Source organism: Streptomyces sp. ADI95-16, from assembly GCF_003721495.1.
GTDB classification, from domain to species: Bacteria; Actinomycetota; Actinomycetes; order Streptomycetales; family Streptomycetaceae; genus Streptomyces; species Streptomyces goshikiensis.
In genome coordinates this window covers 5,087,261-5,106,626 of sequence record NZ_CP033581.1, presented here as the reverse complement: position 1 = coordinate 5,106,626, position 19,366 = coordinate 5,087,261, and the positions used below count along the sequence as shown (strand labels likewise).

The 19,366-nt window shown below is 71.9% G+C and carries 16 protein-coding genes; 7 read left to right on the top strand and 9 right to left on the bottom strand.

Annotated elements, in window-relative coordinates:
- Window positions 1-1,137: 1,137 nt before the first annotated feature.
- Window positions 1,138-1,383, bottom strand: coding sequence for a hypothetical protein (locus EES41_RS22865; RefSeq protein ID WP_164495915.1), 246 nt, complete (start codon window positions 1,381-1,383; stop codon window positions 1,138-1,140).
- Between the two features lie 411 nt (window positions 1,384-1,794).
- Here EES41_RS22865 and EES41_RS22860 point away from each other — a divergent pair, with 411 nt between their 5' ends.
- A complete protein-coding gene (locus EES41_RS22860) occupies window positions 1,795-3,006 on the top strand; it encodes a pyridoxal phosphate-dependent aminotransferase (protein ID WP_123080100.1) in 1,212 nt (403 codons plus the stop codon).
- A 105-nt stretch (window positions 3,007-3,111) separates the two neighbouring features.
- Window positions 3,112-3,513, top strand: a complete 402-nt coding sequence (locus EES41_RS22855; RefSeq protein WP_123080099.1) for a hypothetical protein — start codon at window positions 3,112-3,114, stop codon at window positions 3,511-3,513.
- Window positions 3,514-3,704: 191 nt separating this feature from the next.
- Here EES41_RS22855 and EES41_RS22850 read toward each other — a convergent pair whose 3' ends face one another.
- Both EES41_RS22850 and EES41_RS22845 read right to left on the bottom strand, forming a co-directional pair.
- A complete protein-coding gene (locus EES41_RS22850) occupies window positions 3,705-4,130 on the bottom strand; it encodes a hypothetical protein (RefSeq protein WP_164495914.1) in 426 nt (141 codons plus the stop codon).
- Window positions 4,131-4,403: 273 nt separating this feature from the next.
- Window positions 4,404-6,242, bottom strand: a complete 1,839-nt coding sequence (locus tag EES41_RS22845; protein ID WP_123080097.1) for a phosphoenolpyruvate carboxykinase (GTP) — start codon at window positions 6,240-6,242, stop codon at window positions 4,404-4,406.
- Between the two features lie 220 nt (window positions 6,243-6,462).
- On the opposite strand from EES41_RS22845, the gene EES41_RS22840 reads away from it, so the two are divergent.
- Window positions 6,463-7,134, top strand: a complete 672-nt coding sequence (locus EES41_RS22840) for a hemolysin III family protein (protein WP_037790999.1) — start codon at window positions 6,463-6,465, stop codon at window positions 7,132-7,134.
- A 57-nt stretch (window positions 7,135-7,191) separates the two neighbouring features.
- Here EES41_RS22840 and EES41_RS22835 read toward each other — a convergent pair whose 3' ends face one another.
- Window positions 7,192-9,255, bottom strand: coding sequence for a thioredoxin domain-containing protein (locus EES41_RS22835; RefSeq protein WP_123080096.1), 2,064 nt, complete (start codon window positions 9,253-9,255; stop codon window positions 7,192-7,194).
- A gap of 399 nt (window positions 9,256-9,654) precedes the next feature.
- Here EES41_RS22835 and EES41_RS22830 point away from each other — a divergent pair, with 399 nt between their 5' ends.
- Complete coding sequence (locus tag EES41_RS22830) at window positions 9,655-12,885, top strand: tetratricopeptide repeat protein (protein ID WP_123080095.1); 3,231 nt, start codon at window positions 9,655-9,657, stop codon at window positions 12,883-12,885.
- Between the two features lie 143 nt (window positions 12,886-13,028).
- Here the strand turns inward: EES41_RS22830 and EES41_RS22825 are convergent, their stop codons facing one another.
- Window positions 13,029-13,253, bottom strand: a complete 225-nt coding sequence (locus tag EES41_RS22825) for a hypothetical protein (protein WP_008737473.1) — start codon at window positions 13,251-13,253, stop codon at window positions 13,029-13,031.
- Window positions 13,254-13,255: 2 nt separating this feature from the next.
- The gene (mca, locus tag EES41_RS22820; RefSeq protein ID WP_123080094.1) at window positions 13,256-14,137 is read right to left on the bottom strand and encodes a mycothiol conjugate amidase Mca; all 882 of its coding nucleotides are present in this window, start codon (window positions 14,135-14,137) and stop codon (window positions 13,256-13,258) included.
- An 85-nt stretch (window positions 14,138-14,222) separates the two neighbouring features.
- Between mca and EES41_RS22815 the strand changes: the two genes are divergently transcribed.
- The 3 genes from EES41_RS22815 (at window position 14,223) to greA (ending at window position 15,899) form a co-directional block, all read left to right on the top strand.
- Window positions 14,223-14,645, top strand: coding sequence for a DUF4307 domain-containing protein (locus tag EES41_RS22815; protein WP_123080093.1), 423 nt, complete (start codon window positions 14,223-14,225; stop codon window positions 14,643-14,645).
- A gap of 146 nt (window positions 14,646-14,791) precedes the next feature.
- Window positions 14,792-15,292 carry a cupin domain-containing protein gene (locus EES41_RS22810; protein ID WP_073795109.1) on the top strand — a complete coding sequence of 167 codons (501 nt, stop codon included), beginning with the start codon at window positions 14,792-14,794 and terminating at the stop codon, window positions 15,290-15,292.
- A 109-nt stretch (window positions 15,293-15,401) separates the two neighbouring features.
- Window positions 15,402-15,899: a transcription elongation factor GreA gene (gene greA, locus EES41_RS22805; protein ID WP_008737482.1), complete on the top strand. Its 498-nt coding sequence runs from the start codon at window positions 15,402-15,404 to the stop codon at window positions 15,897-15,899.
- An 83-nt stretch (window positions 15,900-15,982) separates the two neighbouring features.
- On the opposite strand, the gene EES41_RS22800 is transcribed toward greA, so the two are convergent.
- From EES41_RS22800 to ilvA, 3 genes are all read right to left on the bottom strand, one after another.
- Entirely contained in the window at window positions 15,983-16,843 is an 861-nt protein-coding gene (locus tag EES41_RS22800) for an ABC transporter permease (RefSeq protein ID WP_123080092.1), read from the bottom strand.
- The gene (locus EES41_RS22795; protein ID WP_123080091.1) at window positions 16,840-17,868 is read right to left on the bottom strand and encodes an ATP-binding cassette domain-containing protein; all 1,029 of its coding nucleotides are present in this window, start codon (window positions 17,866-17,868) and stop codon (window positions 16,840-16,842) included. The genes EES41_RS22800 and EES41_RS22795 overlap by 4 nt, the downstream gene beginning before the upstream one ends.
- Before the next feature lie 235 nt (window positions 17,869-18,103).
- Window positions 18,104-19,336: a threonine ammonia-lyase gene (gene ilvA / locus EES41_RS22790; RefSeq protein WP_123080090.1), complete on the bottom strand. Its 1,233-nt coding sequence runs from the start codon at window positions 19,334-19,336 to the stop codon at window positions 18,104-18,106.
- Between the last annotated feature and the right edge of the window lie 30 nt (window positions 19,337-19,366).

Genomic DNA, 19,366 nt, shown 5'->3' with positions numbered 1-19,366 from the left:
GGGAGCCCTGCTCGGCGGGAAACGCCGCCCTCCGGGCGGAAACCCCTCCGAACCTGCACCCCACGGTGTCCAGATCAATCAAGCCAGCGGTCAGGCGCATCAGATCGCTACCCGCCTACCACTCGGCTCAGCGACTGCGGACCGGCCGTGGCTGAACACAAGCCGCCCACGGCCCCGGCATGCTTCTCGCCTCACGCGGCTGCGGCCCGTCTGCGGTTGAACACAAGCCACCCACCCTCGCCGCGCACTTCTCACCCCACGCGGCTGCGACCCGGCCGTGGCTGGACACAAGCCGCCCACACTTGCCACGCACTTCTCGCCCCACGCGGCTGCGGCCCGTCTGCGGCTGGACATAAGCCGCCCACGGCCCCGACATGCTCCTCACCTCACGCGGCTGCGGCTTGTCTGTGGCTTCTTGTAGCCAGAAGACGAAGAGATCAGCCTGGATTGCGGTCAGGGCGACCAGACAGCCCACACCCACCCACCAAACCACCCCAATCCGGACAGGATTGGGGTGGGATTGGGGTCTCTGGAGGTCCGATGGCCTCCAACCTGCATGAAATGACGCATCCGACCGTCTCAGGTCACACCACCCGACTACCTGCGGCCGCCGGCCGGTCCGCACTGTGGTTCCGGTCGTGGGCGGCTTGTGTCCAGCCACAGACGGGTCGCAGACGCCGAGCCGAGAGGCAGGCGGGTAGCGATCGTGGGCGGCTTGTGTCCAGCCACGGCCGGTCCGCAGTCGCTGAGCCGAGAGGTAGGCGGGTAGCGATCTGGGGCGCCTGACCGCTGCCTTGGTCAATCTGGACACCGTTTGGTGCAGGTTCGGAAGGGTTCCCGCCCGGAGGGCGGCGTTTCCGCGAAGCAGGAGCCCCGGCCGGGCGTCTCGGTGCGGTTCGGTGGTCCAGTTCCCCCCTGACCGTTTCTTTGGGGGGTTCCCGGCAGGCTTATTGGCGTTCCGGGGCGGGCCGGGCTGTCAAGGGTGGCCGAAGGCCATCGCGAAGCGACGCGACCGGAGGGAGCGCCCTTGACAGGGCGGACCGACACGGAAGGACAGTGAGACTGGCGGGAAGTCCCCAGCACTGTCCGATCCCGGCCCAGTGGCGCGCCCCTACCCCCGCCCCGCCCCCACCCCGCCTACAAGTACTCCCGCGCGAACTCCACCGCCCATTCCACCGCCGCCACCGGTATGCCGCCCGAGTCCGGGTCGACCGTCAGGCGGGCGGCTTCCCAGCCGGCCTCGTGGTCGCGGTGGATCGCGAAGTGGCCCGGGCGGGTCATGCCTTCCGGCTCGGACTCCGCCGTCACCTGGAACTCGATCGCGCGGTCGTCGCCGTCCATACCCGCCGTGGTGATCGCCATGTCACCGACTACGAACTTCACTGCCTACCCCTTAGTTGGCCAACACCAGCGCCACCAGCACGAACATCAGGCCCGACCCACGACCCCCGGCCCCCGACCCACGACCCCCGGCCCCCGACCCACGACCCGCGCCGGCTCACCCGGCAAGCCTCGCCGTGAGGGCACCCGGCCGCATGAGTGCGCGTACTCATCCGGCGTACTCATGCCACGTACTCATACGGCGCACCCACCCTCCCGGGGTGACGAGCGCAACACCGTCCCCCGCCCGTCTCCCGGACCCACCCATTCCGCAGGCCAGGGCGCCGGCGCGGCCACCCTTTCCAAGGGTGTGCCGGGGTAGCGCCTCCACATCGCGCGAAACGGGGCATATCAACCTTGCTCTCCGACCCCAATATCGCTGCGAGCCTCCCGCAGGGCCCGTAAGCTCCCGTCATGCAGGTGATCCAGTCAACGAAACTCGCCAATGTCTGCTACGAGATCCGCGGCCCCGTCCTCGAAGAGGCCATGCGGCTCGAAGCAGCAGGTCATCGCATCCTCAAGCTCAACACCGGCAACCCCGCGGCCTTCGGCTTCGAGTGCCCGCCGGAGATCCTTGAGGACATGCTCCGCAACCTGGGCAACGCCCACGGCTACGGGGACGCGAAGGGGCTGCTGTCCGCGCGCCGCGCGGTCGTGCAGCACTACCAGACCAAGGGCATCGACCTGGACGTCGAGGACATCTACCTCGGCAACGGCGTCTCCGAGCTGATCCAGATGTCCATGCAGGCGCTGCTCGACGACGGCGACGAGGTCCTCGTCCCCGCGCCGGACTACCCGCTGTGGACCGCCTCCGTCAGCCTCGCCGGCGGTACCGCCGTGCACTACCGGTGCGACGAGCAGTCCGACTGGATGCCCGACCTCGCCGACATCGAGCGCAAGGTCACCGACCGCACCCGCGCGATCGTGATCATCAACCCGAACAACCCGACCGGCGCCGTCTACGACGACGCGATGCTGCGCGGGCTCACGGACATCGCCCGCCGCCACAACCTGGTCGTCTGCTCGGACGAGATCTACGACCGGATCCTCTACGACGGCACCACGCACACGAACACCGCCGCGATCGCGCCGGACCTGCTGACGCTCACCTTCAACGGGCTCTCCAAGAACTACCGCGTCGCCGGCTACCGGGCCGGCTGGATGGCGGTCTGCGGCCCGAAGAAGCACGCCTCCTCGTACATCGAGGGCCTGACGATCCTGGCCAACATGCGCCTGTGCGCGAACATGCCCTCGCAGCACGCGGTCGCCACCGCCCTCGGCGGCCGGCAGTCGATCAACGAGCTGGTACTCCCGGGCGGCCGCCTGCTGGAGCAGCGCGACACCGCGTACGACCTGCTCACCCAGATCCCCGGCATCACCTGCGTGAAGCCCAAGGGCGCGCTGTACCTGTTCCCGAAGCTGGACCCGTCCGTCTACAAGATCAAGGACGACCGGCAGATGGTCCTCGACCTGCTGCGGGAAGAGAAGATCATGGTCGTGCACGGGACGGGCTTCAACTGGCCCGAGCCCGATCACTTCCGGATCGTGACGCTGCCGAACGCGACGGACCTGGCGGACGCGGTGACCCGGATCGGCAACTTCCTCGACGGTTACGGACAGATGTAGCCATCCGGCCACCGTCAGACAGACGCCGTCTCATATCCGGATACGGCTCAACTTTAGAACCAATCCAATGTAGGCTGGCCTCCTGACCACGCAGGAGGCCCCCTCATGTACGAGCCGATCCGCACCAAGTCGGTCGTCCACCGTTTGGGCACCGGCCACGGCGACCACCCCGACTACCCCCACAGCAGCCGCGGCGAGGCGCTGGACATCCAGCTCGCCGGGCATCTGGCGGCCCTGCTCGCCGTCACCGACGAGCTCGGGCTCGTCGAGAGCGCCGAGCGGATCGCCGGCCAGGTAGCGCGGCTGCGCGGGGCGCAGCCCGCCCGCCTGTCGCACGCCCCCACCGGGGACACCGTGACGCTGCACCAGCGGGCGCACGACCTCGCCGCCCGCGCGCTGCTCGTCGCCGCGTCCCGCGCGGACACCACCGCCGCGATCCTCGCCGCCGAGCGGATGGACGCGCACGCCGCCGCCCTTGACTCCGTCGGGATGGCCGGCGCCCACTGACGGCCCCGGTCCGGTGCCGCGGAGGCTCCGGACCGGGCGCCATGGCCCCTGCGGGGACGCTGACCGGGCCCGGGGCAGGCCCCGCACCCCCCGGCACTCCGCACCGCGCCCCCTCGGCACCGCCACCGCGCGCACCGCGCCCTCAGCAACCGCCCCGCCCCCGCCCTCCGGCGCCCCTGGCCCCCGCGCCCTCAGCCGGTGCCCGGGGCGGTCTCGCCTTCGGTTCGGGTGGAGTGGGCCACCCCGCACCAGGGGGTGGTTGCCGGGGGCCAGACGGGGCCGATGGCTTCGGCTCGTTCCGGGGTGGTGGGGGTGACGCCCGGGATCTTGACCAGGGCCTGCGCCGAGCGGACTCCCGGTCCCGGGTCCGCCTGGTCGCGGAACTCGACCGTGACGACGTAAGACCCCTGGCCCGTGGCCTCGACCCCCGCCACCACCCGGCGGCTCGCCGGATCGATTCGGCATCCGGTGACCCGTACCGACCCCGCCGCCGTCGCGGGCGCCTGCGGGGCCGGCTCGCCGCTGGCCCACACGTACAGCCCCAGCGGGGCGAACACCAGCAGCCCGGCCAGAACCAGCAGCCCGACCAGCCACCCCTGCCACTTCAACGCACTCACGCCCATGGCGTCGATCCTCCCGGCCTCCCGCCCCGCCCACCAGCACCCACGGACTCACACAGCATTTCGAAGGAGTTCGAAGGAGGCGGAAACGCCTGACGGCGGGCCTCCGCGAAGCAGAGACCCGCCGTCAGAAGACGCACACGGCCTACCTGTCAGGAGAGCGGACAACACTCCTGGCAGATATGACTTTTGGCCGGTGCTGCGGTGGGAACCGCTTGGTCGGGGGCTCCCACATTCATGGGCCCGGAGCGTGGTCCGGGCGGTCGGGGCTCAGCCCAGGCGCTCGACGAGCGCGTGGTACTGGTCCCACAGCTCCTTCGGAGTGTGGTCGCCGTAGGTGTTGAGGTGCTCGGGGACCAGGGCGGCCTCGTCGCGCCAGATCTCCTTGTCGACGGTGAGGAGGAAGTCGAGGTCCTCGGCGGGCAGGTCCAGGCCGTCGGTGTCCAGGGACGCGACGGTCGGGAGGACGCCGATGGGGGTCTCGATGCCTTCGGCGGTGCCGTCGAGGCGCCCGACGATCCACTTCAGGACGCGGCTGTTCTCGCCGAAGCCGGGCCACACGAACTTGCCCGCGTCGTTCTTGCGGAACCAGTTCACGTAGTAGATCTTCGGGAGCTTGGCCTGGTCCTTGCCCTTGGCCACGTCGACCCAGTGACCCATGTAATCGCCCATGTTGTAGCCGCAGAACGGCAGCATGGCGAACGGGTCGCGACGCAGCTCGCCGACCTTGCCCTCGGCGGCGGCGGTCTTCTCGGAGGCGATGTTCGAGCCGATGAAGACGCCGTGGTTCCAGTCGAAGGACTCGGTGACCAGCGGGACGGCGGAGGCGCGGCGGCCGCCGAAGAGGATCGCGGAGATCGGGACGCCCTTGGGGTCCTCCCACTCGGGCGCGATCGTCGGGCACTGGGAGGCCGGGACGGCGAAACGGGCGTTGGGGTGGGCCGCCGGGGTCTCGGACTCCGGGGTCCAGGCGTTGCCCTTCCAGTCGATGAGGCGGGCCGGGGCCTCCTCGGTCATGCCCTCCCACCAGACGTCGGAGCCGTCGGGGGTGAGCGCGACGTTGGTGAAGACGGTGTTGGCGTACATCGTCTTCATGGCGTTGGCGTTGGTGTGCTCGCCGGTGCCGGGGGCGACGCCGAAGAAGCCGGCCTCGGGGTTGATCGCGTAGAGGCGGCCGTCCTCGCCGAAGCGCATCCAGGCGATGTCGTCGCCGACCGTCTCGACGGTCCAGCCGGGGATCGTGGGCTCCAGCATGGCGAGGTTGGTCTTGCCGCAGGCGCTCGGGAACGCGGCGGCGATGTACTTCGCCTCTCCGGCCGGCGGGGTGAGCTTGAGGATCAGCATGTGCTCGGCGAGCCAGCCCTCGTCACGCGCCATGACGGAGGCGATGCGCAGCGCGTAGCACTTCTTGCCGAGGAGGGCGTTGCCGCCGTAGCCGGATCCGTAGGACCAGATCTCGCGGGTCTCGGGGAAGTGCGAGATGTACTTGGTGGTGTTGCAGGGCCACGGCACGTCGGCCTGGCCCTCGGCGAGCGGAGCGCCGAGGGTGTGGACGGCCTTGACGAAGAACCCGTCGGTGCCGAGCTCGTCGAGGACGGGCTTGCCCATGCGGGTCATGGTGCGCATGGCGACCGCGACGTAGGCGGAGTCGGTGATCTCGACGCCGATCGCGGAGAGCTCGGAGCCGAGGGGGCCCATGCAGAACGGGACGACGTACATCGTCCGGCCCTTCATGGAGCCGCGGAAGATGCCCTGCTCGCCCGCGAACAGCTCCTTCATCTCTGAAGGGGCCTTCCAGTGGTTGGTCGGGCCCGCGTCCTCTTCCTTCTCGGAGCAGATGAAGGTCCGGTCCTCGACGCGCGCGACGTCGGAGGGGTCGGAGGCGGCGTAGTACGAGTTGGGGCGCTTCGCCGGGTCGAGCTTCTTGAACGTGCCCTTCGAGACGAGGTCCTCGCACAGGGCCTCGTACTCGGCCTCGGAGCCGTCGCACCAGACGACGCGGTCCGGCTGGGTGAGGGCTGCGATCTCGTCGACCCAGGAGATCAGTTCTGCGTGCTCCGTCGGGCGGGTCGTCGGGACGGAAGTGGGAGCCGCGTTGTCGCGCGCCACGATTGCTCCTTGTTGAGGGGTTTGTTTGGTGTTTGCCCCGTGGGGGCTGCGACCCGGACGCTTCGCGCTCCGCTCATCCGGTGCCGACCGCACTCATCTGATCATCCGGTGCATGTGCGCATATGTCCAGAGGGCCTCTCACGTGAGCATCGCCACTCCCGTCAATCTTCCGTAAAGAGGACTAACAGAAACCTACGGACCCGTAGGTACCATGGCGGCCATGACTTCTGATGCCGCCGCGGTGGCCGTGCCGGGACCGGAGATTAAGCCGCTGATGCGCGGCTGGCTGCACACGGGGATGTTCCCCGCCGTGGTGGTCGCGGGCCTGGTGCTGATGGCCTTCACCAGCTCGACCCGGGCCCGGGTGGCCTGCGGGGTCTACATCCTCACGGCCTGCCTGCTCTTCGGCGTCAGCGCGGTCTACCACCGCGGGACGTGGGGGCCGCGCGGCGAGGCCATCCTGCGCCGCCTCGACCACGCCAACATCTTCCTGATCATCGCGGGGACGTACACCCCGCTGACGGTCCTGCTGCTGCCGCCGTCCACCGGGCGGACGCTGCTGTGGGCGGTCTGGATCGCGGCCGCGGCCGGCATCGCGTTCCGCGTCTTCTGGGTCGGCGCCCCGCGCTGGCTGTACACCCCGTGCTACATCGCGATGGGCTGGGCGGCGGTCTTCTTCCTGCCCGACTTCCTGCGGACCGGCGGTATCGCGGTGCTGGTCCTGGTGATCGTCGGCGGTCTGCTCTACAGCGCGGGCGGCGTGATCTACGGGATCAAGCGGCCCAACCCCTCGCCCCGCTTCTTCGGGTTCCACGAGGTGTTCCACTCGCTGACCCTCGCGGCCTTCGTCGCGCACTACGTCGGCATCTCCCTCGCGGCGTACCAGCACTAGCGATCGCGTTCCTCAACACGCCCGGGAAGAAACGGAATTGACGGTACTCCCGTTCCTTCAGGGGCGAACCGTACCCAGCTGCTCCGCGAGCTCGACCGGATCCGTCGTGGGCCGCGCGCAGACGAAGTGTCGGCACACATAGGCCGTCGGGAGGTCGTCTACGCGTGTGCGCTCGGCCAGGAGGGGGAACTCCCCACCGCTCCCGTCTGCCGCACGCGGCGGTCCGGCCGCCACAACCGCCCCGGGGGCCGTCCCCAGCAACGCGGTGCGGTGCAGCGCCGCCCACTGGGAATCGTCCGGGTCGCCCACGACCGCCACCTCGCGCGGACCGTCCAGAAGCGCCTCCGCCACCGCCAGCCCGTGCCCGATGAAGCGGGGTGCGCGCGGACCCAGCGCGTGGACCACCCCGAGCGCGCGCTCGGCCGCCGTACGGTGCGCCTGCGAACCGGTGTGCGCGGCGTACGAGAGCAGCGCCCCGGCGGCGGCCGTCCAGCCGGAGGGGGCCGCCGAGTCGGTGGGGTCCTGGGGGCGCCGGATCAGCCGCTCCGCGTCGTGCGCGGTGTCGTACAGGGAGCCGTCCTCGGCGGCGAACAGGTCGAGGACCAGGTCCACGAGGAACCCGGCGAACTCCAGCCAGACCCCCTCACCGGTCACCGCCGCCAGCGCGAGGAACCCCTCGGCGACGTCCCCGTAGTCCTCCAGCACCCCGGCGTTGGCGCCGGCCCGCCCGTCCTTGCTGGTCCGCGCCAGCCGCGGCCCGCCGGCCGCCGCGTCGAAGTGCACCCGGACCAGCAGGTCCGCGGCCTCCGTCGCCCGCTCGATCAGGTCCGGGCGCTCGAAGTACGCCCCGCACTCGGCGAGCGCCGCGATGGCCAGCCCGTTCCAGGCCGCCACGACCTTGTCGTCCCGCCCGGGCGCGGGCCGCCCCCCGCGCGCGGCGAGCAGCCGCGCCCTGATGGACGCGAACCGCTCCGCGTCCACCGCCGGCCCGTCCTGGGGCAGCCGCAGTACGGAGGTGCCGTGCTCGAAGGTGCCCTCCTCGGTGACGCCGAAGCAGCCGCCGGCCAGCTCCCCGTCGGCCTCGCCCAGCACCTCCCGCAACTGGTCGGGGGTCCAGGCGTAGTAGGCCCCCTCGACGTGCTTCCCGGTCCCCGGCTCCTCACTGTCCGCGTCGAGCGCGGAGGCGAAGCCGCCCTCGCGGGTGCGCAGTTCCCGGACCATGAAGTCGGCGGTCTCCAGCGCGACGCGCCGCGCGAGCTCCGACCCCGTGGCACGCCACAGGTGCGCGTACACCCGGCACAGCAGGGCGTTGTCGTAGAGCATCTTCTCGAAGTGGGGCACGACCCAATCCCGGTCGACGGAGTACCGGGCGAACCCGCCGCCGAGCTGGTCGTAGATCCCGCCCCGGGCCATCGCCTCGCAGGTGTCGGCGGCCATCTGGAGCGCGCCCTCGGAACCGGTGCGGGCGTGGTGGCGCAGCAGGAACTCCAGCACCATGGACGGCGGGAACTTCGGCGCGCCGCCGAATCCGCCGCGCGCGGCGTCGTACTCGCGGGTCAGCCCGAGCAGCGCCCCCGCGAGCTCCTCCGGGCCGGGGACGGCGGCCTTGCCGTAGTCCGGCCGGCGCCCGGCCAGGTCCCCCACGATGCGCCGCGCGACCTCCGTAACCTCCTCGGGCCGCCCCTCCCAGGCGGTGTGCACACCTTCGAGGACCTGCGTGAAGGAGGCCATCCCGTGCCGGGGCTCGGGCGGGAAGTAGGTCCCGAAGTAGAACGGCTCGGCATCGGCGGTGAGGAACACGGTCATGGGCCAGCCGCCCTGCCCGGTCGCCGCCTGCACCGCCTCCATGTAGACGGCGTCGACGTCCGGCCGCTCCTCCCGGTCCACCTTGACGTTCACGAAGTGCTCGTTCATGTAGGCGGCCGTCACCCCGTCCTCGAAGGACTCGTGCGCCATGACGTGGCACCAGTGGCAGCTGCTGTAGCCCACGCTGAGCAGGACGGGCACGCCCCGCTCCCGCGCCTCCTGGAACGCCTCCGGCGACCACGGCCACCAGTCGACCGGATTGTCGGCGTGCTGGAGCAGGTACGGCGAGGTCTCGTTCGCGAGGTGGTTCGGCATGGCCCCAATCTATGCGCTGGCCCGCGCGCTCCGGCGGAGGAGCGGGGGCACGGCGCGGGTCCAGGTGTCGGGGCGGCCCTGTGCGGGACGTCGAGGTGCCGCGGCCGGCTCGGTGTCGCGGGGTTGCCGCGGCCTGCGGGCGCTGGCGCGGTCGGCGGTTCCTCGGATGACGCCGTGAAGCCCCTTGCGGGCGGATCCCGTTCGCAGCGCGTCAGCGGCGGCAGCGCCGCGCGCACACGGCCACCGGATCAGTGCCTGGAACGGCACAACTCCTGTTTGAGCGGGGAAACTTGGCAATTTTGGAGCGCTCCCTCTGAACTAGCTCAGATTCTCTCGCGTTCACGGACCTCCCGGCGGACACTTGGCGCACGTTGCCGGAGCTCTCTCAGGAGGATGCCGATGCGGGACAGCCATCGCGGTGAGGCCGAGCGGCTGTTGGAGCGGGCCGTCGGGGAAGAGGTGCGGCGGGCGGCGGCGACGGGGGCGCCCGCCGACCGGGAGGCGCTGCTGGCGCGGGGCCGGGAGGCGCTCGACGGGCTGGCGACGAGCGCCGCCGCCGAGTACGAGGCTTACGTCCGGGCCCTCGACGAGGCGGCCGCCGGGGACGAGTCCCTCGGCGAGGCGTTCCGGCGCGGCAACGCCTCCACGGCCTTACTGGTGACGGCCGTCGCGGCGGCCGCCGCGATCGGCGCGGACCTCGCGTTCGGCGTCGCGGCGGGCACGGCGCTGACCACCGGGGCCGTCGTGGGCGTCGCGGGGGCGGCCACGACGGTGGCCAAGGTGACGGCCCTGCACCTGCCGGCCGCGAACCGGCGGGCCGGAGCCCTCGGCCGGCCGGGCGGGCCCGAGCAGCTGAAGCTCCAGTGGCTGACGGCGCTGGAGGTGCGCGGCATCCGGCCCTTCCTGGAGCAGCAGCGCACCGTGGCCGCCGCCGCGCGGGCGCCCCGCCCGGCCGTCCCGCAGCCGCGCCGCTCCGACCGCAGCGCGGAGGCCCGCCGGCGCAGCACGCTGGAGCAGTCCTTCGGGCAACTCCCGGGCACGGCGGGCACGTTCGCCGGGCGGCGGCCGGAGCTGACCCGGATCGAGCAGTGGGTGCGGGCCGCCCGGGCGAGTACCGAGACCCGCCCGGTCGTGGTGGTGTTGCACGGCGAACCCGGCGTGGGCCGCACCGCCCTCGCGCTGCGGGCGGCGCACGGCCTGCGGGACCAGTTCAAGGGCGCCTGCGTGGTGGACCTGCGCGGCGGCTCCCCCGGGGAGGCCCCGCTGTCGACGCGGGAGGCGCTGCTGCACCTGCTGAACCGGCTGGGCGCCCCGCGCGAGCAGCTGCTGTTCCGCGAGGGCTCCTCGGCGGAGCAGCAGGTCCGGCGCCTCGCCGAGCTGTACCACCAGCACCTCCAGGACCAGCCGGTGACGGTGGTGGTGGAGGACGCGGTCGACGCGGCGCAGCTGCGGATCCTCGTGCCGGAGCGCTCCGACAGCCTGGTGCTGGTGACGGCGCGGGAGCCGCTGGAGCTCCCGGCGGGCCTCTCCGCCTGGGTGCACCAGCTGCCGTTGGCGCGGCTGGAGGAGGCGGAGGCGGCGGAGCTGGTGCTGTCGGTGGCGCAGGAGGCGGGCCTGGCCCCGTACGAGGACGAGGAGCGCGTCCTCGGCCGGCTCCTCGCGCTGGGCGCCGGGCTGCCGCTGGCCCTGCGGGTGCTGGCGCCGCTCGGCCCGAAGGCCGCGCTCGCGGAAGCGGAAGCCGACGCGGACGCCGACGCGGACGCGGACGCGGAAGGGGAAGAGGCGGCCGACCCCGTGCGCCGGGCGCTCGCCCTCGCCTACGCGGACCTGTCCGAGGAGCGGCGCCGGCTGCTGCGCCGGCTCACCCTGGCCGGCCGGGCCTCCCTCGGCCCGTCGGCCGCGGCGGCGCTGATCGACGCGGACCGCTCGGAGGCCGGGCGGCTGCTGCGCGAGCTGGCGCAGGCCGGCCTGCTGGACCACGTACGCGGGGAGCGGTACCGGATGCACGACGCGGTGCGCGCGTTCGCGGCGGAGCGGCTCGCGGCGGACGAGGACCGGGCGTCGTCGGTGGCCGCGCACGAGCGGCTGATACGCAACTACGCGCAGCTCGCGGACTCGGTGATCCGGATGGTCGACGGGAAGATGTCGACCCGGTCCAACCAGTTCGGGGGGCACGGCTTCGCCTCCCTGGACGCGGCGCTGCGCTGGCTGGACGACGAGTCCAGCTTCATCACGGCGGCCCTGCGGCACTCCGAGGGCGTGGACCAGCAGGCCGTCCTGGACCTGCTGGGCGCGCTCTGTGACTTCTGCCTGCTGCGCGGGGACCTGTACCGGCTCGGCGAGATCAACGAGCTGACGCGGGCGGTGGACCAGGGTCGGCTGGCGCGTTCGGTGCAGTGGCGCACCGGTATCGCGGCGCGCCAGCTGGGCGAGCTGGACAAGGCGCGCACCACGCTGACCTCGGTGGTGGACCAGTACCGGGAGGCCCACCAGGACGCGGGTGCCGGGATGGCGCTGATCTCCCTCGGCATCACCCTGCACCACCAGGGCCAGCTGACGGAGGCGTCGGCCCGGATCCGCGAGGCGCTGGTGCTCCAGGAGCCGCCGGAGCTGGCGGGCGACCGGGCGTGGGGGCTGCACGCGCTGGGCGCGGTGGAGCGGGACCGGGCGCGGCTCGGGGAGGCGGTGGGGCTGCTGGAGCGGTCGCTGGAGCTGCACCGGGAGAGCGAGAGCGTGCACGGGGAGGCCTGGGCGCATTTCCAGCTCGGCCAGGTGTACCTGCGGATGGGCGGGGTCGAGCGCGCGGAGGCCGAGCTGCGCCGGGCCTTGGAGTTGTACGGGCGCACGCGCGACGACCGCGGAGAGGCCTGGGCCCTGACCCAGCTGGGCCGGGCCCGGGTACTGGACGGCGAGCCGGGACTGGCGGTGGAGCGGCTCCGTGAGGCGCTGGCCCGCCACCGGGAGGCCGAGGACGCGCGCGGGGAGGCGTGGACGCTGTACTACCTCGGGCAGGCGCTGGAGGAGGGCGGCGAGCTGGATCCGGCGGTGCGGGAGCTGGAGCGGGCCCGGACGATGTTCTCGCGGATGCGGGACGTGTACGGGCTGGCGCACGCCCGCCACCATTCGGGCCGGGTGACCCGGGACCAGCGGGCGGCGCAGACGGGGAACCTGAAGAACTCCGGGTTCGCGCGGCAGCTGCTGGTCGACGCCCGGGCGGACTTCCGCAGGATCGGGCTGGCGCACGGCGAGGCGTGGACCTGCCTGGAGCTGGCCGTCGTCGACGCGGGCAACGGCCGGGTGCCGCAGGCGCTGGACCTGTGCGAGGAGGCGGTGCGGCTGTTCATCTCGTACGGGGACCGGCGCGGGGAGGACTGGGCGCGGTTCCTGCGCTGCACGCTGCTGCCGTACGCGCTCCCGGGCGCGCCGGAGGAGGCGGAGGTGGAGCTGGGCCGGCTGTCCGGGGCCCCGCACCCGGCGCGGGACCCGCGGCTGGAGGACTGCCTGGAGACGTACGCGGTGGTCCTCGGCCGGGGCGTGGACCCGGCGGAGGGCTGGCAGGCGTGGCGGCTGGGCATGGTGCCGGACCTGCGGGCGCGGGAGGTCATGGGCGTACCGGCCGCGACGGCTTGAGGCCCACGGCCGCCCGAGCCCGCCCGCCGCCTGAGCCTGCGGCGCGTGAGCCGAGGCGGCGCGGGCCCACGGGCGCGCAGGTCGGAGTCGCCGCCCGGCCCGTTGGGGGTGGGCGGCGCTCGGGCGTCACCGCGGGGTGGGGCCTACGGGGCCCGGTCGGGCGAGGGGGACGCGGTGCCCGGCTCGGGGGCCTCCTGGAAGTCGACCCGCCCCATGTGCCGGCTCATCGACTTCATCAGGCCCCACACCCCGAGGGCGAGGGCCGCGAACACCAGGAACCCCAGGAGTCCGGGGGTCACCTTGTTCTTGTCGAAGGTGTCACCGGCCAGCGGAAGGAGCTCGTTCAGTGCTGCCTGCGTAGCGCTCATGACTACGCATTCTCCCGGATGCCCTCGAAGAGGTCGGACTCGGGGAGGGAAGTGTCGACGAGCGACTTCGCCAGCTCGTACTCCTCCGTGGGCCAGACCTCCCTCTGGAGATCCAGGGGAACGCGGAACCAGCCGCCGTCCGGGTCGATCTGGGTGGCGTGCGCGATGAGCGCCTTGTCACGGATCTCGAAGAAGTCCGCGCAGGGCACGTGCGTGGTCAGGTTCCGCTCGGTGCGCTCGAACTCCTTCCAGCGCTCCAGCCACTCGCCGTAGGGGGACTCCAGGCCGCGCGCGAGCAGCGCCTCGTGCAGGGCGACGGTGCGCGGCTTGTTGAAGCCCTGGTTGTAGTAGAGCTTCTGCGGCTGGTACGCCGGGCCGAACTCGGCCTCCGGGTACTTCTCGGTGTCGGCGGCGCCGTCGAAGGCCACCATCGAGATCTTGTGGGTCATGATGTGGTCGGGGTGCGGGTAGCCGCCGTTCTCGTCGTACGTGGTGATGACCTGCGGCTTGAACGCGCGGATCTTCTTCACCAGCCGGCCCGCGGCCTCCTCCACGTCCGCCAGGGCGAAGCAGCCGTCGGGCAGCGGGGGCAGCGGGTCGCCCTCGGGGAGGCCGGAGTCGACGTATCCGAGCCACTCCTGCTCGATGCCGAGGATCTCGCGCGCCTCGTCCATCTCCTTGGCGCGGACCTCGTGGATGTTCTCCTCGATGTACTTGTCGCCCTGGAGCTTGGGGTTGAGGATCGAGCCGCGCTCGCCGCCGGTGCAGGTCACCACCAGCACGGGCATCCCCTCGGACACGTACTTGGCCATGGTGGCCGCGCCCTTGCTCGACTCGTCGTCGGGGTGGGCGTGGACGGCCATCAGTCGAAGCTGCTCGGTCAAGACAGGATCCTCTGTGATTCGTCAGCGTGGGCGGTTTCTATACTGACCGAATCGGGGGACGGAAAATTCCATGGAAGGAACGATCATGAGCTCGGTGCGCGAGGGACTCCCCGAGGGCCGCTACGGCCGGTCGGCGGACGAGCGCGCCGACCGGAAGCTCAAGATCGTCGGCTCGGTGCTGGGCGTGGGCCTGCTGGGCGTGGTCGGCTGGATCGGCTGGGACTACGTGGCGGGCCAGGCCGTCAGCGCCGAGGTGATCAAGTTCCAGGTCGTCTCGGACTCCGAGGTGAAGGTGCACCTGGAGGTCCGCAAGGAGGCCTCGGTCACCGGTGTCTGCACCCTGATCTCGCAGGACAAGGAGCACGCCGAGGTGGGCCGCGCGGACTACAGGTTCGGCCAGCGCGAGAGCCGCGTCGACGAGGTGGTCACGCTGAAGACCACCGGCCGCGCCACGATGATCGATCTGGTCGGCTGCCAGCCGTCGACCGCCACCACCTCCGCGGGCTGACCCCGCTCTCCCGCCCCGGCGGCCCCGCCCCGGCACCGCGGCGACCTGACACAGACGTCCGCCGGACGGGCGGATCGCCCCGCCCCTGCGGTCGACTGGATCTCCCTGCCCGCCCCGCCCCGCCCCGCCCCGCGAGGAGAGACGCCATGTCCCTGTTCATTCCGGATTTCGACGACTCCGTGGTCGTCCGGGCCGCCGACGCCGAGGTCATCCGGTCGGCGCCCGACTCCACGAACCGGCTGCTCGTCGACAGCGACGCGGTCGGCGGGGCGCTGTCCAGCATGCGCGTGACCCTCGGCAAGGGCGCGAACGGCGCCCGCCCGCACCACCACGGCCGGTCGGCCGAGATGTTCTACATCCTGGACGGGACGGCCCAGCTGCTCGCGGGCGAGCGGGTCGTCACCGCCGAGCGCGGCGACGTGGTGATCGTGCCGCCCGGGCAGCAGCACGCCTTCGCCGCCGCGCCCGGGGAGATCGCCGACATGCTGGTCATCATCACGCCCGGTGTGGAGCGGTTCGAGTACTTCCGTCACCTGGAGCGCATCCGGTACGGAAAGGTGCCTCCGGAAAGCCTTCTGGAGGTGCAGGAGCTGTACGACAGCCACTTCGGCACGAGCGAGATCTGGAATGCCACGCGCGGTCAATGACACACTTCATACAGTGGGTGTCCTCCCCCTTTTCTTCCCGAATTGTTAGGCTCGTGGTTTCGCCCGCCGCTGGCGGCTTTGTAGTCCCCTGTACCGACGAGGAGCACCCGTGACCCAGACGAGCGAGAGCGTCACCTGGCTGACCCAGGCGGCGTACGACCAGCTGAAGGCCGAGCTGGACTACCTCTCTGGTCCCGCACGCACGGAGATCGCCACCAAGATCGCAGCCGCCCGCGAGGAGGGCGACCTGCGCGAGAACGGCGGTTACCACGCGGCCAAGGAGGAGCAGGGCAAGCAGGAGCTCCGGGTCCGGCAGCTGACGCAGCTCCTGGAGAACGCCAAGGTCGGGACGGCGCCCGCCTCCGACGGTGTGGTGGCTCCGGGCACGCTCGTCAAGATCGCCTTCGATGGCGACGAGGACGACACCATGGAGTTCCTGCTGGCCTCCCGCGAGTACGCGTCCTCGGAGTTCGAGACGTACTCCCCCCAGTCCCCGCTGGGCAGCGGGGTGCTGAACAAGAAGATCGGCGAGGACGCCGAGTACGAACTGCCGAACGGCAAGAAGGCCACCGTCAAGATCCTCGACGTCAAGCCCTTCACCGGCTGATCACCCCCGCGCGAGAAGACGTACGTACGAGAGCCCCCGCCTCCGGACCACGGTCCGGGCGGGGGCTCCCGTGCGTCCGGGGCTCAGGCCGTCGCCGAGCGGTACTTACGGACCGCGAGGGTCCGGAAGACCACGATGATCAGCACCGACCACACCACCGAAGCGATGATCGGGTGCTGCATCGGCCAGGCCGCCGGCGCCTCGTACCCGGGCGGGAAGTTGCCGAACAGCCCGCGGGCCGCCTGGACGGTCGCGCTGAAGGGGTTCCACTCCGCGATGTGCCGCAGGAACGGCGGCATGTTCTCGGAGGGGACGAAGGCGTTCGAGATGAACGTCAGCGGGAACAGCCAGATCAGCCCGCCCGAGGTGGCCGCCTCCGGGGTGCGCACCGACAGGCCGATCAGGGCGCCGATCCAGGAGAAGGCGTACCCGAGCAGGAGCAGCAGGGCGAAGCCGCCCAGCACCTCCACGGGGCTCGTGTGGGTGCGCCAGCCGACGAGCAGGGCGACCACGGCCAGGACGACCAGGGTGAGGGTGGTCTGGACGAGGTCGGCGAGGGTGCGGCCGGTCAGGACCGCGCCACGGGCCATGGGCAGCGAGCGGAACCGGTCGATCAGGCCCTTGTGCATGTCGTCCGCGATGCCGGCGCCCGCGCCGGCGGTGGCGAAGGTGACGGTCTGGGCGAAGATGCCGGCCATCAGGAACTCGCGGTAGGCGGCCGGCGAGGTGCTGCCGTCGACGCTGATCGAGCCGCCGAAGACGTAGCTGAAGAGCACGACGAACATCACCGGCTGGATGACCCCGAAAATGATCATCTCGGGGATCCTGGACATGCGGATCAGGTTCCGCTTGGCCATGACCAGGGAGTCGTTGACGCTCTGTACGACGCCGCCGCGCGGCCGGGGTGCGGCGAGCTCCGGGGTCGGGGACGTGGTGGTGGTCACTGGGCCGTCTCCTTCGCCGCCTTGTGGGCCTTGCGGCCGTGGCCCTTGGTGCCCGCCGGGCCCTCGCCCGGCTCCTCCCCGGCCAGCGCGGCCGCGTGGCCGGTGAGCGAGATGAAGACGTCGTCGAGGGTCGGGCGGCGCAGGCCGATGTCGTCGATCTCGATGCCCCGGCCGTCCAGCTCGCGGATGACCTCGGCGAGCAGTTTGGCGCCGCCCGCGACCGGCACGGTCAGCTTGCGGGTGTGCTCCTCGACCGTCGCCTCGCCCTTGCCGAAGCCGGCCAGGACGGCCCGCGCCTCGGGCATCCGGTCCCGCTCGTGGACGACGACCTCGACGCGCTCCCCGCCCGTGCGGGCCTTGAGCTGGTCGGAGGTGCCGCGGGCGATGACCTTGCCGTGGTCGACCACGCAGATGTCGTCCGCGAGGTGGTCGGCCTCCTCCAGGTACTGGGTGGTGAGCAGCAGGGTGGTGCCGCCGGCCACGAGTTCCTGGATGACCTCCCACAGCTGCTGGCGGTTGCGGGGGTCGAGGCCGGTGGTCGGCTCGTCCATGAACATGACGGGCGGGCGGACGACGAGGGCGGCCGCGAGGTCGAGGCGGCGGCGCATGCCGCCGGAGTACGTCTTCGCGGTGCGGTCGGCGGCGTCGGCGAGGTTGAAGCGGTCCAGCAGCTCGCCGGCCCGGGCCTTCGCCGCCTTGCTCCTCATCTGGTAGAGCTGGCCGACCATCTGGAGGTTCTCCCGGCCGGTCAGGTACTCGTCCACGGCGGCGAACTGGCCGGAGAGGCCGATGGCGCGGCGGACTTCGTTGGGGTGCTTGAGGACGTCGATCCCGGCGACGACGGCCTTGCCGCTGTCGGGCTGGAGCAGGGTGGTCAGGACGCGCACGGCGGTGGTCTTGCCGGCGCCGTTGGGGCCGAGCAGGCCCAGCACGGTGCCTTCGGGGACATCGAGGTCCACGCCGTCCAGAGCCCGGACATCACCGAAGGTCTTGACCAGACCCTCGGCGTAAATGGCGCCTGGCATATGGGTTCTCCCAGCGGATCGGGCGAGCGGAATCACCCGCGGTCCTAGGCGGATCCTAGGATTGCCGGGCGGGCCGCGCCCGGCCGAATGGAGGATCCACGGGCCGGAAAACCGTATCGCGTCATGTCGCGTCACACCACGGGAACGGCCGCAACGCCTTGGAACTCCGGCGTCACAGATCCCGCGTGAGCGTCCGCGACTGTCACCGCCTTCGCGGTCGTGGTCCGGACCGGCCTCAGCCGACCACCGTGTATCCCGCGCCGTGCAGCGACCGCGCCACCTCGGCGCAGTGCTCCGGGCCCTTGGTCTCCAGGTGCAGTTCCACCTCCACCTCGGTGAGCCCGAGCCGCGGGTCGGTCCGTACGTGACTCACGTCCAACACGTTCGCATCCACCACTGACAACACCCCCAGCAGTCCGGCCAGGGCCCCCGGCCGGTCGGCCACGCGCAGCCGCAGCGACAGGTAGCGGCCCGCCGCCACCATGCCGTGCCGCAGGACCCGCTGGAGCAGCAGCGGATCGACGTTCCCGCCGGACAGCACCGCGACCACCGGGCCGTTCCCGTACAGCCCGGGTTCGCTGAGCAGGGCCGCCACCGGGCTGCACCCCGCCGGTTCGACGACCAGCTTGGCCCGCTCCAGGCAGAGCAGCAGCGCACTGGAGAGGGCGTCCTCGGAGACCGTGCGGACGTCGTCGATGAGCTCGCCGATGATGTGGAAGGGGACGTCTCCGGGGCGGCCGACCTTGATGCCGTCGGCCATCGTCACCGGGTTGTCGATCGACACCGGGTGCCCGGCCTTCAGCGAGGGCGGGTAGGCGGCCGCGCCCGCCGCCTGGACGCCGATGACCTTCACGTCCGGCCGCAGCGCCTTCACCGCGACCGCCACGCCCGCGGCGAGCCCGCCGCCGCCGATGCCGACCAGGATCGTCCGCACCTCGGGGCACTGCTCCAGGATCTCCAGGCCGACCGTGCCCTGCCCCGCGATGATGTCGCGGTGGTCGAAGGGGTGGATGAACACCGCCCCGGTGCGGTCGGCGTAGTCCTGGGCGGCCGCGAGCGTCTCGTCCACGACCTGCCCGTGCATGACCACCTCGGCGCCGTACTCCTGCGTGGCCGCCACCTTGGGCAGCGGCGCCCCGACGGGCATGAACACCGTCGAGCGGACACCGAGCAGGGAGGACGCCAGCGCGACGCCCTGCGCGTGGTTGCCGGCGCTGGCCGCGACCACGCCGGCGGCGCGCTGCTCGGGGCGCAGGCCCGCGATGCGCACGTACGCGCCGCGCAGCTTGAAGGAACCCGTCCGCTGGAGGTTCTCGCACTTGAGGTGCACCGGGGAACCGGTCAGGGCCGAGAGGTGCCGGCTGCCCTCCATCGCGGTGACCCGGGAGACGCCCGACAGCATCTTCTGGGCCCCCCGGACGTCGTCGAGGATGACCTGGGGGACGGGCGTGGGCACGCGGTAGTTCATGCCGCCAGTCTCGCAGCCCGCGCGGAACCC